Here is a 14,150-nt window from a genome sequence, read left to right on the forward strand (position 1 = left end):
GGGCGGCCCCCTGCACTCTACCGGCCACGGGAATCAAAGGTCAGTGTGCGCCGGGGGCCGATGCCGAAGTGACCAATTCCGTCAGCACGCCGTGGCAGTCCTTGGGGTGCAGGAAGGTGATCCGCGAGCCCATCGAGCCGCGCCGCGGCTCGTCGTAGAGGACGCGAACGCCCTTGTCACGGATGGCGTCGGCGTCGGCGTCGACGTCCGCGGTGCCGAAGGCGATGTGGTGGACGCCCTCGCCGTTCTTCGCCAGCCACTTGCCGACCGCGGAGTCCTCGCGGATGGGTTCGAGCAGTTGCAGGTACGAGGCGCCGCCGTCGGACGTCTCGTTGATCTTCAACATGGCCTCGCGGACCCCCTGCTCCTCGTTGACCTCGGTGTGGAACACCTCGAAGCCGTAGGTGGCGCGGTAGAACTCGACGGTTGCGTCAAGGTCATGACAGGCGATTCCGATGTGGTCGATGCGCGTCAGCATGCGCACAGTCCACCGCCGCGGGGAAGGTTACGCAACGTGCGCACGGTCACACCGAACGAACCGTGACCCGGGCGCGAACCGCTCAGTACGCTGAAGTTAACCCTCATTCACTCCTCCCCGAAGGGGACGCGCATGACCGGCAGCGGCACTTCAGGCACCACGTCCGTGATCGTCGCGGGCGCCCGTACCCCCATGGGGCGCCTCCTCGGCTCCCTGCGGGCCTTCTCCGGCGCGGATCTCGGCGGCTTCGCCATCGAGGCGGCCCTGGCGCGTGCGGGCGTCGCGGCCGACCAGGTGGAATACGTGATCATGGGGCAGGTGCTCCAGGCCGGGGCCGGGCAGATCCCGGCGCGGCAGGCCGCGGTGAAGGCGGGCATCCCGATGACCGTGCCCGCGCTGACCGTGAACAAGGTCTGCCTCTCCGGGCTCGACGCCATCGCCCTGGCCGACCAGCTCATCCGCGCCGGCGAGTTCGACATCGTCGTCGCCGGCGGCCAGGAGTCCATGACCAACGCCCCGCACGTGCTGCCGAAGTCCCGCGAGGGCGTGAAGTACGGCGCCCTGCAGATGCTCGACTCCATGGCGCACGACGGGCTCACCGACTCCTTCGAGGGCATCGCCATGGGCGAGTCCACCGAGAAGCACAACGCCCGCCTCGGCATCGCCCGCGAGCCGCAGGACGCCTTCGCCGCCGCCTCCCACCAGCGGGCCGCCGCCGCGCGGGAGCGCGGGATCTTCGCCGAGGAGATCACGCCGGTCGAGCTGCCCGCGCGCCGGGGCGCGGCCGTCGTCGTCGACACCGACGAGGGCATCCGCCCGGACACCACCGCCGAGGGCCTGGCCAAGCTCCGCCCCGCCTTCGCGCCCGACGGCACGATCACCGCGGGCACCGCCTCGCAGATCTCCGACGGCGCCGCCGCCGTGGTCGTCATGAGCCGCGCCAAGGCCGAGGAGCTGGGGCTGACCTGGCTGGCCGAGATCGGCGCCCACGGGAACGTGGCGGGCCCGGACAACTCCCTGCAGTCCCAGCCCTCGAACGCCATCCTGCACGCGCTGAAGAAGGAGGGCATCGACGTCGGCGACCTCGACCTCATCGAGATCAACGAAGCCTTCGCCGCCGTCGCCGTGCAGTCCATGAAGGACCTCGGCGTCACCCCCGAAAAGGTGAACGTCAACGGCGGCGCCATCGCGCTGGGTCACCCGATCGGGATGTCCGGCGCCCGGCTCGTCCTCCACCTCGCCCTCGAACTGAAGCGCCGCGGCGGCGGCACCGGCGCGGCCGCCCTCTGCGGCGGCGGCGGCCAGGGCGACGCGCTGGTGGTGCGGGTCCCGCGGGCCTGAGGCCCGGCGCCACGGGCGCGGCGGCCCCGGTCCGTACGGTGACCGGGGCAGGGGAGGGGCCGGGGAGCAGGCCCCGTACGGACGCAAGGAGCGATCACACATGCCAGCCGCAGACGTAGCCGCGCTCGTGGCCGCCGCCCGCGAGGGCGGCCCGCGGGCCGTCGCCCGGCTCATCACCCTGGTCGAGGGCGCGTCGCCGCACCTGCGGGAGGTGATGGCCGCCCTCGCCCCGCTGGCCGGCCGCGCCTACGTCGTCGGGCTCACCGGAGCGCCCGGCGTCGGCAAGTCCACGTCCACCTCCGCCCTGGTCACCGCGTACCGCAGGCGCGGCAAGCGGGTCGGCGTGCTGGCCGTCGACCCCTCCTCGCCGTTCTCCGGCGGGGCGCTCCTCGGCGACCGGGTGCGGATGGGTGTGCACGCCTCCGACCCGGGCGTCTACATCCGCTCCATGGCCACCCGCGGCCACCTCGGCGGGCTCGCCTGGTCCGCGCCGCAGGCGATCCGCGTGCTGGACGCCGCCGGCTGCGACGTGGTGCTGGTGGAGACCGTCGGCGTCGGGCAGTCGGAGGTGGACATCGCCGGGCAGGCCGACACCTGCGTGGTGCTGCTGGCGCCCGGCATGGGCGACGGCATCCAGGCGGCCAAGGCCGGGATCCTGGAGATCGGCGACGTGTACGTGGTGAACAAGGCCGACCGCGACGGCGCCGACGCCACCGCCCGCGAGCTGAACCACATGCTCGGCCTCGGCGAGGCCCGCGCCCCCGGCGACTGGCGCCCGCCCATCGTCAAGGCCGTCGCCGCCCGCGACGAGGGCACCGACGAGGTCGTCGAGGCGCTGGAGAAGCACCGGGCCTGGATGGAGGAGCACGGCGTGCTCGCCGCGCGCCGGCTGCGGCGGGCGGCGGGGGAGGTCGAGACGATCGCGGTCACGGCGCTGCGCGAGCGGATCGCCGACCTGCACGGCGACCGGCGGCTGTCGGCGCTCGCCGAGCGGATCACCGCGGGCGAGCTGGACCCGTACGCCGCCGCCGACGAACTGCTGGAGGGCCTCACCGGCGGCTGACGGCGCGGGGCCCTCCGCGGCGCGTACGGACCGGGCCTCCGGCCCGTACGCGCTCAGCCGCCTCCGCTACCTGCCGTACGCCGCGGGCGTGCCGCCCGGCACGCCCTGCTGATGCGGCACGGCCCCCGTCGCCAGCCCGGCCTGCATCGTCTCCGTCGACTGCAGCAGCACCTGCCCGGCGCCCGTGAACTGGAACTGGTGCTCCTCACCGGACGCACCGCCGATGCCGGTCATCGCCCGGATCCCGCCGAGGAGGCCCTGCATGTACCCGTGGTCGTAGTGGTGGCACGGCGACGGGCAGTCGGCCCACCCCACCAGCGCCTGCGGGTCCACCCGGATCGGCGGCTCGACGAAGACGACGGCGCCGTTGGAGACGGCGACGAACTTGCCCGTGCCGATGAGCGTCAGGAAGCCCGGCACGATGGACTGCTTCAGCTCCAGACCCGGCTCGAAGGCGAGCAGGTTCCCGGAGCGGATGGTGAGGTTGCCGTCGTCCAGGTCGAAGGAGTTGACGTCGAACGCCCGGTCCGCGAGCACCATCACGCCGTTGCCCCGCGCCACCACCCAGTCCGCGGCGTGCAGCGGCGAATGGAAGCTCCCGGCGACCAGCCCGTCGAACGCCCCGTGGCCGACGCCCTCGAAGGAGATCTGCCCGTAGTAGGCGATCATCTTCCCCTTCTGCAGGAACCACTGCCCGTTGAGCGCGACGCTGAAGGCGTACGGGTGGACGTTGTCGTTGCGCGGCAACGTGTTCATGTCGTGGACGACGGGTCCGGCGGTCACAGTTTCTCCTCCGATGCCTGCACGTAGACCGTGCCGTTGCCCGACAGTTCCAGTTGGAACGCCTCGCCCGAGCCGCGGCCCACCATGTCGCGCCAGCCGAGGGCGGTGGAGAGTTTGTTCTGCACCTGGCCGCGGTGGGCGACGTACGCCTGCGGGTCGACGTGCACCGGGCGCTGCGGGGTGATCGGCAGTTCCAGGACGCCGCCGTGGGCCATCACCGCCACCGCGCCGTGGCCGGCGAGGGTGGTGGTGAAGAGGCCCTGGCCGGTGACCTGGCCGCGGACCATGCCCATGACGCCGCCCTGCGAGCCCATGAACATCGTGCCCTGCTGGAGCGAGCCGTCGAAGGCCAGCAGCCGGTCGGCCTCCACGTAGAGGGTGTCGCCGGCCATCTCGATCACGTGCACCTCGTGGCCGCCGTGCCCGAACATCACCGTGCCCGAGCCCTCGACGGTCATCAGCGGCGTCGCCTCGTTCGCCACCCGGCGGCCGATCATCGACGTCAGCCCGCCCTGGCCGCCCTGGATGTTGGGCGTGAAGCTCACCTGCCCGGTGTACGCGAGCATCGCCCCCCGCTGGCTGAACATCGTCTGGCCGGGCAGCACCTGCGCCTCGGCGATCTTCGAATTGAGCATCCGGAACGGCATCTAGACCGCACCCCCCACCGTGTTGCGCTCGCTGGGCTGTACGTAGACCAGCCCGTCCCCCTCGAAGCGGATCTGGAACCCCTCGCCGCCCCCCTCGCCTATGAGGGTGCGGAACGTGGCGCCGGACTGGAAGTGCTGCTGCACGTGCCCGGTGTGCGCGACGTACGCGCCCGGGTCGACGACCAGCGGCGTGCCCGGGGTGACCCGCAGCACCACCGCGGGCCCGTCCGACATGATCGCCGCCTGTCCCGTGCCCTCCACCGTGGTGGTGAAGAGCCCGGTGCCGGTGCTCGCGCCGCGCATCCCGGTGAAGCTCGTCCCCGTCTTCAGCCCGCCGTCGGTCGCCAGCAGGTTGCTCGATTCCACGTACAGCTTGTCGGCCTGGAGGCCGACCAGATTGATCACGCTGGCCCGGTCGGCGAAGTAGCAGGTGCCCTGCCCCTTCACCTCCATCAGCTCCATGGACTCGCCGGTCAGCCGGCGCGTCACCATCCCCCGTATCCCCTCGCCGCCCCCCGTGAGCTTCTTGAACGCCATCTGGCCGTCGTAGGCGACCATCGAGCCGTTCTTCGCCTTCACCGCGTCGCCGGCCATGTCCACGGCCAGCACCTTGCTGCCTTGCAGTCGAAACTGAGCCACGGGGCGACGCTAGCGGCTCGGCCACCCCTCCCGGAAGGCCGGGTATGAGCGGCTGACACAATGGGGTCCAGTTTGCCCGGGGAGATCCCCCGGATTCCGGACGATCCTAAGGCTCTCCCGTGGACATCGACACCGCATCCGCACTCCGCCGGCTCCGGCTGATCTCGGCCCCCGAGGCGGTCTCCTTCCTCCTGCTGCTCGTCTGCTCCGTGCTGAAGCGGACCACGGACTTCGACGCGGTCCCGGTCATGGGCATGATCCACGGACTGCTCTTCATCGGGTACGTGCTCTTCCTCGCCGACGCCTGGAACCGCACCCGCTGGCCGCTGAAGCGCGGGGCGCTGTACTTCGTCCTCGCCGTGCTGCCCGGCGGCGGCTTCGTCGCCGAGCGCATGCTGCGCCGCGAGCTGGAGGCCGGGATCATCGCCGACCGCGCCCGCCGCGAGGGCGTCGTCGGCACCTGACCGCCGCCCGCCGGCTCCCCTTCCGGCCCCTTCGCGGGACGGAAACCCCCGCACGGCCCTCTCCGGTTCGACACGCAGTCAATTTCCGCTTTTGGTGGGATATGTCGGCGTTGTCGTATCTGCGGAGGGACCGTGCGGCCGGAAGGCTATGACTACGAGAAGTTCAGCCGCCTCGCGGGGCCGCTGACGGATCCCGATCCGTCCCGGCCCTACCGGGTGCGCTACACGCGCCTGCTCTCCCGCGAGCCCCACCGCGTCCGGGCGGTCCTGCTCATGGCGCTCGCGCCGGTGCTCTCCTGCGCCCTGCTGCTCTACCTCGTCTGGCCCTCGCACTGGACCGAGCGCACCGGCGCCCCGCCCTGGCTGCTCACCGCGGACGCGGTGATGCTCATATCGATCGGGCTGATCGAGTCGTTCCGGCTGGTGAACGTCGTCTCGATCGCGCACGCCACGATGGTCGCCCGGGACCCGGTCCCGGTCACCGCGGAGCCCGGCACCCGGGTCGCGTTCCTCACCACGTACGTGCCCGGCAAGGAACCCCTCGCCATGGTGCGCGCCACGCTCACCGCCGCGGTCGCGCTGCGGCACGACGGGCCGCTGGACGTCTGGCTGCTGGACGAGGGCGACGACCCCGAGGCCCGGGCCCTCTGCGCGGAGCTGGGCGTACGGCACTTCAGCCGCAAGGGCGTGCCGCAGTGGAACGCCGAGGAGGGCCCCCACCGCGCGAAGACCAAGCACGGCAACTACAACGCCTGGCTCGCCGCCTACGGCGACGGCTACGACTTCTTCGCCTCGGTCGACACCGACCACGTGCCGCTGCCGAACTACCTGGAGCGGATGCTCGGCTACTTCCGCGACCCCGACGTCGCCTTCGTCGTCGGCCCGCAGGTCTACGGGAACTACGACACCGCCGTCACCAAGTTCGCGGAGAGCCAGCAGTACCTCTTCCACGCCCTGATCCAGCGCGCCGGCAACGCCTACGGCTCGCCGATGTTCGTCGGCACCAACAACGCCGTGCGGATCACCGCGCTCCGGCAGATCGGCGGCCTCTACGACTCGATCACCGAGGACATGGCCACCGGCTTCGAGCTGCACCGCACCCGCAACCCGGCCACCGGCCGCCACTGGTCCTCGGTCTACACCCCGGACGTGCTGGCCGTCGGCGAGGGGCCCACCTCCTGGACCGACTTCTTCACCCAGCAACTGCGCTGGTCGCGCGGCACGTACGAGACGCTCATCGGCCAGTACGGGCGCGGCAGGGGGCGTTTCCCCCTGCCGCGGCTCCTCAACTACTCGCTCATGCTCGTCTACTACCCGATGACCGCGGTCAACTGGCTCCTCGGCGCGCTGAGCTGCGTCCTCTTCCTCTGGCTCGGCTCCTCCGGCACCCAGGTGCCGGCCTCGATCTGGCTGATGCTCTACAGCGACGCGGCGGCCCTGCAGATCGGCCTCTACCTGTGGAACCGGCGGCACAACGTCTCGCCGCACGAGCCCGAGGGCTCCGGCGGCCTCGCCGGGATGCTGATGTCGGCGATGTCGGCGCCGATCTACTTCACCTCCTTCAAGGCGGCGGTGCTGCGCCGGCCGTGCCGCTTCGTGGTCACGCCCAAGGGCGGCGACGCGAGCCCCGACCGGCCGGCGACGTTCCGCATCCACTTCTTCTGGGCGGGGGTCCTGGGGGTCTCGTTCCTGGCGTCGGTGGTCCTGGGCCACACGCACGTCGCGATGCGCACCTGGACGGTCCTCGGGGTGTGCCTCGCCCTCGCGCCGGCGGCGATCTGGCTCTGGTCCTCGTGGCAGGTACGGAGCGCGCACCGGCGCGAGGACGTCAGGCGCCGGGCGGCGGTGGCCGCCACCGCTGCCGTACGCGGCCGGGCCAGAGGGCTGCGGACGAGGCCGTGGAAGCCGGCCGCGGCGGCCGAGGACGCGGCCGCGGGCGCCGGCGCCGGCGCCGGCGGCACCGCGGCACCGCCCACCGCCGCCACCACCGCGACGACGGCCACCGTGACGACGGCGACGGCGGCCACCGTGACGACGGCGACGGCGGCCACCGCGACGACGGCGACGGCGGCCACCGCGACGACGGCGACCACCACTGCGACGACGAGCGGGAGGAGCTGATCCATGGGGTACCGGCCCGGCAAACGGTTGAAGAAGGCGGCGATGGGCACGGGCGTCGTCATGGTGCTGGCGGCACTCAACGCCCCCGCCGCCATCGGCTTCGCCGAGGAGCAGTACCACGAGTACCGAATATCCCGGCCGGGGTATCAGCGGCAGTACGGCTCCTGGCAGGTGCAGGAGACCCCGGACTCGTACCACCTCAACGCCATCCACGCCACGCTGCTGCACACCGGCAAGGTGCTGCTCATCGCCGGCTCGGGCAACGACCAGAAGCAGTTCGACGCCGGCACCTTCCGCACAGTCCTGTGGGACCCGGAGAAGAACAGCTACGAGGAGATACGCACCCCCGCCGACCTCTTCTGCGCCGGCCACACCCAGCTCGCCGACGGCCGGCTGCTCGTCGCCGGCGGCACCGCCCGCTACGAACTCCTCGACGGCGACGTCGAGCGCGCCGGCGGCCGGATGCTGGTGAAGAACGAGAACCCGGACAAGCCCGTCAGGCTGAAGAAGGGCACCGGCTTCATCGCCCCCTCCGGGCTCGTCTACCGCACCACCGCCGCCGTCACCGTCCCGGCCGCCCAGAAGAAGACCGCCAAGCGCGGCAAGGCGGTCGTCACCGCCGCGGAGGCCAACGTCTTCGTCGAGGCCGAGGAGGAGGGCCGCGGCTACGTCCAGGACCGGCAGGCGCAGTACGCCGTCGAGGGCCTGACGGGCAAGCAGGCCGACAACGTCTACGGCCTGGCGCAGAAGCTCACCATGGACAAGCAGGACTTCCAGGGGATCAAGGACACCTTCGAGTTCGACCCGGTCCGGGAGCGCTACGTGCGCGTCGACCCGATGGACAAGGCCCGCTGGTACCCCACCCTCGTGACGCTGCCCGACGGCAAGGTCCTCTCGGTCTCGGGACTCGACGAGTCGGGCGAGATCCTCTACGGCGACAACGAGGTCTACGACCCGGAGACCAAGAAGTGGTCCAAGGCGCCGAACCGGTACTTCCCCACGTACCCCGCGCTCTTCCTCACCGCGGGCGGCAAGCTCTTCTACTCCGGCGCCAACGCCGGCTACGGCCCGGCCGACCGCGGCCGCAAGCCCGGGATCTGGGACCTGAAGGACAACTCCTTCACCACCGTGCCCGGCATGACCGACCCCGACCAACTGGAGACCGCGGGCTCGCTGCTGCTGCCGCCCGCGCAGGACCAGAAGGTCATGGTGCTCGGCGGCGGCGGGGTGGGGGAGTCGGCGAAGTCGACGCCGCGCACCTCGATCATCGACCTGACCGAGGACCGGCCGGCGTACGCGGACGGCCCCGACCTGCCGCAGGGCACCCGGTACCTCAACAGCGTGATCATGCCCGACGACACCGTCTTCACCAGCGGCGGCTCCGCCGACTACCGCGGACGCGGCGACAGCGACATCCACAAGGCCCAGTTCTACGACCCGGGCACCAACTCCTTCACCCGCGCCGCCGATCCGAAGGTCGGCCGGAACTACCACTCCGAGGCCGTGCTGCTGCCCGACGGCCGGGTGGCCACCTTCGGCTCCGACTCCCTCTTCGGCGACAAGGCCAACACCCTGCCCGGCACCTTCGAGAAGCGCATCGAGATCTTCACGCCGCCGTATCTGCACAAGGCCGAGGACGGCGAGCGGCTGTCGATCGGCGCGGGTCCCGAGCGGCCGGGCCGCGGGCAGCAGGCGACGTACGAGGTCGAGGGGGCCGGGCGGGTGGCGAAGGCGCGGCTGATCCGGCCGGGCTCCGTCACCCACGTCACGGACGTCGAGCAGCGCTCGATCCAGCTCGACGTGAAGAAGAGCGCCGGGAAGGTGACGGTGACGGTGCCGGCGGACCCGAGCCTGGTACCGCCCGGCTGGTACATGCTCTTCGTCACCGACGGCAAGGGCGTGCCGTCCGAGGCGAAGTGGGTGCACGTGCCCTGACAAGCCCGTCGGCGGGGCCGCTGCCCCTCGGCCCCGCCGGCGTACCACCCCGCGGGCAGGCGCTTCCCGTCGTCCGGGGGCGCCTGCCGCTCGTACGGGGAGCGTCCTGCCGCCGGACGCGCCGGTCCGCCCGTACGCGCCGGTCCGCTCAGCCCGCGCGGCGGGCCAGGCCCAGCGCGTAGTCCGGCCACCAGGCGCCGGCCTCGGGGCCCCCGCGGCACGGCCCGTCCGACTCCCCGGGGCGCTTGACCCACAAGAACGCGTCGGCCCGCTCGTCGCCCGTCCGCGTCGTCGGCGGCTCGCCGAGCGCCCGGCCCGGCGGGTTGCACCACACCTCGTCCGGGGCGCCGGAGAGCGGGCCGTTGCCGTTGCGGCTGGTGTCGACGACGAAGTGGGCGCCGTCCAGGTGGTCGGAGAGCCGGCGCCCGTAGGCGAGCTGCTCTCCGGTGCGCTGGAAGTTGGAGACGTTGAGCGCGAAGCCGTCGGCCGCGCCGATGCCGGCCTGCCGCAGCGCATGGGCGAGTTTGCCCGGGTCGGCGATCCAGGAGGAGTTCCCGGCGTCGAGGTAGACCTTGACGCCCGGGTGCTGCTTGAGCCGGGCGATGGCGCCGGAGATCAGCCGGTAGCGCTCCTCGTGCAGCTCCGGCGGGGTGCAGCCGTCCACGACGTGCGGGATGGCGTCGGGTTCGAGGATCACCAGCGCCTTCGCGTCGCCGATGCCGTCGGCGAAGGAGCCGATCCACCGCTCGTACGCGGCGGCGTCCGCGGCGCCGCCCGCGGAGTGCTGGCCGCAGTCGCGGTGCGGGATGTTGTACGCCACGAGCACCGCGGTGCGCCCGTCCGCCTCCGCGCCGCTCACCGCGTTGCGCACGTCGCCGCCGGGGTCGTGCCCCGCGGGCCACTCGGCGACCGGCCGGCTCGCGATCCGCTCCAGCAGCGCGGCGTCCTCCGCCCGGCCCTGCTGCTTGTACGCCTGCACCTGGCGGGCCGCCGGGGAGCCGGGGTCCACCCAGAACGGCGTCTTCGCCGCCGTGGCCGGCCGCGCCCGCTCACCGTCCCGCGCCGCGTCCCCGTCCCCCTCGCCGCCGTCGGGCGCGCAGCCGAGCAGGACCCCCAGGAGCAGGAGGCTGATGAGCGTACGGATCCGCGCCGACATGCACTTCTCCCGCGGGAGGCGACGAAAGAGAACGCGTCGATCGTGACATGAGCGGATCTTTCCCTGCGGAACGCCGCGCCCGCGCGGCCTGTGCCGCGGTCCGGAGGCGTCCGGATGGGCGTCAGCCGCCCGCGGCCAGCGCGCCGCCGAGCGGCGTGCGCTCGTAGAGCACGCGGTGGCGCTCGCGGTGGGACGTCAGCAGGCCGGCCGCCTTCAGCACGGTCAGGTGCGCGGAGACCGAGGAGGGAGCCAGGCCGAGGCGGCGGGCCAGCGCGGAGGTGGAGGCCGGCTCGTCGAGCGCGGCGAGGACCGCGGCCCGGCCGGCGCCGAGCAGCTTCGCCAGCGCCTGCCCCGCCCCGGTGCCCGGCTCCGCCCACAGGCTGCCGACGCCGCGGGCGGGGTAGATGACGGTGGGCTGCCAGGGCGGCTGGAAGCCGGTCACCACGTCCGGCCAGACGAAGGCGCTGGGCATCAGCAGCAGGCCGTCGCCGGCGAGGTCGCGCTCGTAGCGGTCGCGGCTCTTGGTGCTCACGGTGAGCAGGCCGTCCGCGTACGACAGCCGGTGGTGCAGCAGCGCGAACAGCTCGCCGAGACCGGCGGAGGCGAGCTGCCGGGCGCGGTAGTCGATGTCCGCCTCCAGCAGGTCGCGCAGCCGCGGCCAGAACGGCTCGACCAGTACGTGCCAGGCGCGCTCGGTGAGGTCGGCCATCAGGCTGATCGCGGCGGCGGGATCGGCGAGCAGCTTGCGGCCGAGCGGGGACTCGGCGGCGCCGGGGATGGTGCCGAACGACATGGTCATCTCGGCGTGCGCGAGGGCCGGGTCGGTGGCGCGCAGCCGGGCGAGGCCGTCGGCCACCGAGGTGTACGTGTCCCGCGGCGGGCCGCCGAGGAAGTCCGGGGTGTAGGAGGGGCCGGGGTTCGGCATGAAGATCCACAGCGGGGCGAGGTCGAGCCCGGCGGCGGCGTCGCCGAGGCTGCGCAGCCACGGCCGGTGGTAGCCGTGGCGCTCGGTGCGGCGCAGCGTCCGTATCGCCTCGTGGGTCTCGAAGACCGGGGAGATCGCGAAGCGGCAGCGCAGCAGGTCCTCCGGGCCGAAGCGCATGTACATCGGCACGGCGGGTCCCCCTCGCGGCTGGCTGATTCGGCTGGTGCCGAAAGACTACGGCCCGCCACCGGCAGCGGGCGAGGCTCCGGGGATGAGCGACACCACAGCCCCGGACGGCGCGGCCGCACCCGTGCCCGCGGCCCCGCCGTCCGGCCGGGACGGCACCGGCGTACGCGCCGACGCACCCGCGGACGCGCCCGCCGCCGCGCCCCCCGGCATCCCCGCAGGCACTCGCGCCCGCTACGCCGACGTCTTCCGCGTCCGCGAGTTCCGCTTCGTCTTCGCCGCGCACGTCATGTCGATCCTCGGCGAGGTCGTCGCCGCCATCGCGCTCACCGTCCTCGTCTACGACCGCACCGGATCCCCGCTGCTGAGCGCGCTCACCCTGGGCGTCGGCCTGCTGCCGTACCTCGTCGGCGGGACCCTGCTGTCCTCGATCGCCGACCGCCTCCCGGCCCGCCGGGTGCTGGTGACCTGCGACCTGCTGGCCGCCGTCTGCTTCGCGCTGATGGTGCTGCCCGGGATGCCCGTCGCCGCGCTGCTGGCGCTGCGCTGCGTCGCGGGCGTCATCTCGCCGGTCTTCACCGGCACCCGGATCGCCACGCTGGCCGACATCCTCGGCACCGGCGACCGGTTCGTCCTCGGCCGCTCCGTCATCCGGCTCACCGCGCAGGCGGCGCAGCTCGCCGGCTTCGCCCTCGGCGGGCTGCTGGCGGCGTTCTCCCCGCGCGCGACGCTCACCCTGACGGCGCTGGGGATGCTCGGCTCGGCGCTGGTGCTGCGCTTCGGCACCCGCGCCCGCCCGGCCCGTACCGCCGCGGGGACGCCCGGCCGCGCGAGCACCGTCGGCGCCTCGCTCGCCGCCGCCGGCACCTTCCTGCGCGACCGCCGCATCCGCGCGCTGCTGCTGCTCACCTGGATCCCGCCGACCTTCGTCGTCGCCCCCGAGGCGCTGGCCGCCGCGTACGCGGACGACCTCGGCATCGGCGCCCTCGGGCTCGGCCTGCTCATGACCGGCATGCCGATCGGCGCGGTCACCAGCGAGATCCTGGCGGGCTCGCTGCTCGGCCCGCGCGGCCGGGAACGGATCGTCTTCCCGGTGGCGGTGCTGTGCACGGTCCCCGCGATCGGCTTCGTGACGCATCCCTCCTTCGGCTGGGCGCTGCCGCTGCTGGTGCTCACCGGCTTCGGCATCTCGTACTCCCTCGGCCTCGACCAGTGGTTCGTCGCGGCCGTGCCCGAGGAGATGCGCGGCCGGGCGATGACGCTGCAGACCGCCGGGCTGATGACGTTGCAGGGGGTGGGCATGGCGGGCGCGGGCGCGGTCGCGGAGTTCGCCCCCGTGCACCTGGCCGTCGCCGCGGTCGGCGTGACGGGCACGGTGTGCTCGCTGCTGGTCTGCCTGGAAGTGCGCAGGACCCGGCCGAAGGGTGAGACCGGGCTGACCGCGACGTGACCGGGCGGTAGGGTCGGCGACGTGCCGAAGCCGCTGAGCCTGTCGTTCGACCCCATCGCGCGCGCCGATGAACTCTGGCGCCAGCGCTGGGGAGCCGTGCCCGCGATGGGAGCCATCACGTCGGTGATGCGCGCCCACCAGATCCTGCTGGCGCAGGTCGACGCCGTCGTCAAGCCGTACGGGCTGACCTTCGCGCGCTACGAGGCACTGGTGCTGCTCACCTTCTCCAAGGCCGGCGAGCTGGCGATGTCGAAGATCGGCGAGCGGCTGATGGTGCACCCGACGTCGGTGACCAACACCGTCGACCGGCTGGTGAAGTCCGGCTACGTGGCCAAGCGGCCCAACCCCAACGACGGCCGCGGCACGCTCGCGTCGATCACCGACCGGGGCCGCGAGGTCGTCGAGCAGGCGACCCGCGATCTGATGGCGATGGACTTCGGGCTCAGCGCGTACGACGAGGAGCAGTGCGCGGAGATCTTCGCCATGCTCCGCCCGCTGCGGATAGCCGCGGGCGACTTCGAGCAGTAGCCCGCCGCGCCGCGCGCCGGCGCCCCTTCCGCCTCGCCGCGCCTGCCGGCCCGGCGCCCGCGCCCGCTACGCCTTCGCCGCCGCGGGCTCGCCCTCGCGGACGACCAGCGGCTCGACCTGCCGGGTGAGCTTCCGCTCCACGAAGAACGCCGCCGTCGGCACCGTCCCCGCGAGCAGCACCCAGATCAGCCTGCCGACCGGGAGCTTCGCCTTGGAGCCGAGGTCGAAGGCGAAGACCAGATAGAGGATGTACAGCCAGCCGTGGGCGATGCTCACGACCTTCGTGAAGCCGTCCGCGCCGGAGAGGTCCAGGGCGTACTTGCCGATCATGCCCAGGGTGAGCAGGACGAGGAGCACGCCGGTCACGTACGCCATCGTGCGGTAGCGGGTGAGGACGCTCTTCTTCATGGCATCGAGCCTAAACCCCGCCGGAG

The 14,150-nt window shown here is 72.9% G+C and carries 14 protein-coding genes; 7 read left to right on the forward strand and 7 right to left on the reverse strand.

Features of this window, described 5'->3' with window-relative positions; genetic code table 11:
* Positions 1-40: 40 nt before the first annotated feature.
* Entirely contained in the window at positions 41-478 is a 438-nt protein-coding gene (gene mce / locus DMB38_RS26425) for a methylmalonyl-CoA epimerase (protein ID WP_125937249.1), read from the reverse strand.
* A 132-nt stretch (positions 479-610) separates the two neighbouring features.
* On the opposite strand from mce, the gene DMB38_RS26430 reads away from it, so the two are divergent.
* Positions 611-1,819 (forward strand): acetyl-CoA C-acetyltransferase, encoded by a 1,209-nt coding sequence (locus DMB38_RS26430; protein ID WP_047018174.1) that lies wholly within the window; start codon positions 611-613, stop codon positions 1,817-1,819.
* Between the two features lie 100 nt (positions 1,820-1,919).
* Positions 1,920-2,882 (forward strand): methylmalonyl Co-A mutase-associated GTPase MeaB, encoded by a 963-nt coding sequence (meaB, locus tag DMB38_RS26435; RefSeq protein WP_125937250.1) that lies wholly within the window; start codon positions 1,920-1,922, stop codon positions 2,880-2,882.
* Between the two features lie 66 nt (positions 2,883-2,948).
* Here meaB and DMB38_RS26440 read toward each other — a convergent pair whose 3' ends face one another.
* The 3 genes from DMB38_RS26440 to DMB38_RS26450 are packed head-to-tail and all read right to left on the reverse strand — an operon-like array spanning position 2,949 to position 4,951.
* On the reverse strand, positions 2,949-3,638 hold the full coding sequence (locus DMB38_RS26440) for an AIM24 family protein (RefSeq protein ID WP_125939291.1): 690 nt from the start codon (positions 3,636-3,638) through the stop codon (positions 2,949-2,951).
* A gap of 23 nt (positions 3,639-3,661) precedes the next feature.
* Positions 3,662-4,312: an AIM24 family protein gene (locus DMB38_RS26445; protein ID WP_125937251.1), complete on the reverse strand. Its 651-nt coding sequence runs from the start codon at positions 4,310-4,312 to the stop codon at positions 3,662-3,664.
* A complete protein-coding gene (locus DMB38_RS26450) occupies positions 4,313-4,951 on the reverse strand; it encodes an AIM24 family protein (protein WP_078898453.1) in 639 nt (212 codons plus the stop codon).
* 119 nt (positions 4,952-5,070) lie between these two features.
* Here DMB38_RS26450 and DMB38_RS26455 point away from each other — a divergent pair, with 119 nt between their 5' ends.
* The 3 genes from DMB38_RS26455 (at position 5,071) to DMB38_RS26465 (ending at position 9,471) form a co-directional block, all read left to right on the forward strand.
* Positions 5,071-5,415 (forward strand): DUF3817 domain-containing protein, encoded by a 345-nt coding sequence (locus tag DMB38_RS26455; protein WP_125937252.1) that lies wholly within the window; start codon positions 5,071-5,073, stop codon positions 5,413-5,415.
* 132 nt (positions 5,416-5,547) lie between these two features.
* Entirely contained in the window at positions 5,548-7,536 is a 1,989-nt protein-coding gene (locus DMB38_RS26460) for a cellulose synthase catalytic subunit (RefSeq protein WP_125937253.1), read from the forward strand.
* A 3-nt stretch (positions 7,537-7,539) separates the two neighbouring features.
* Positions 7,540-9,471, forward strand: coding sequence for a kelch motif-containing protein (locus DMB38_RS26465; protein ID WP_125937254.1), 1,932 nt, complete (start codon positions 7,540-7,542; stop codon positions 9,469-9,471).
* A gap of 148 nt (positions 9,472-9,619) precedes the next feature.
* On the opposite strand, the gene DMB38_RS26470 is transcribed toward DMB38_RS26465, so the two are convergent.
* Both DMB38_RS26470 and DMB38_RS26475 read right to left on the reverse strand, forming a co-directional pair.
* A complete protein-coding gene (locus tag DMB38_RS26470) occupies positions 9,620-10,627 on the reverse strand; it encodes a glycoside hydrolase family 6 protein (RefSeq protein WP_125937255.1) in 1,008 nt (335 codons plus the stop codon).
* 121 nt (positions 10,628-10,748) lie between these two features.
* Positions 10,749-11,741, reverse strand: coding sequence for a DUF5937 family protein (locus DMB38_RS26475; RefSeq protein ID WP_125937256.1), 993 nt, complete (start codon positions 11,739-11,741; stop codon positions 10,749-10,751).
* Between the two features lie 82 nt (positions 11,742-11,823).
* On the opposite strand from DMB38_RS26475, the gene DMB38_RS26480 reads away from it, so the two are divergent.
* Both DMB38_RS26480 and DMB38_RS26485 read left to right on the forward strand, forming a co-directional pair.
* Positions 11,824-13,188: an MFS transporter gene (locus DMB38_RS26480; protein ID WP_240662481.1), complete on the forward strand. Its 1,365-nt coding sequence runs from the start codon at positions 11,824-11,826 to the stop codon at positions 13,186-13,188.
* Between the two features lie 21 nt (positions 13,189-13,209).
* The gene (locus DMB38_RS26485) at positions 13,210-13,716 is read left to right on the forward strand and encodes a MarR family transcriptional regulator (protein WP_047018185.1); all 507 of its coding nucleotides are present in this window, start codon (positions 13,210-13,212) and stop codon (positions 13,714-13,716) included.
* Positions 13,717-13,782: 66 nt separating this feature from the next.
* On the opposite strand, the gene DMB38_RS26490 is transcribed toward DMB38_RS26485, so the two are convergent.
* Positions 13,783-14,124: a DUF3817 domain-containing protein gene (locus DMB38_RS26490; protein WP_047018186.1), complete on the reverse strand. Its 342-nt coding sequence runs from the start codon at positions 14,122-14,124 to the stop codon at positions 13,783-13,785.
* Between the last annotated feature and the right edge of the window lie 26 nt (positions 14,125-14,150).

Origin of the sequence: Streptomyces sp. WAC 06738 (genome assembly GCF_003945505.1) — a bacterium.
GTDB lineage: Bacteria > Actinomycetota > Actinomycetes > Streptomycetales > Streptomycetaceae > Streptomyces.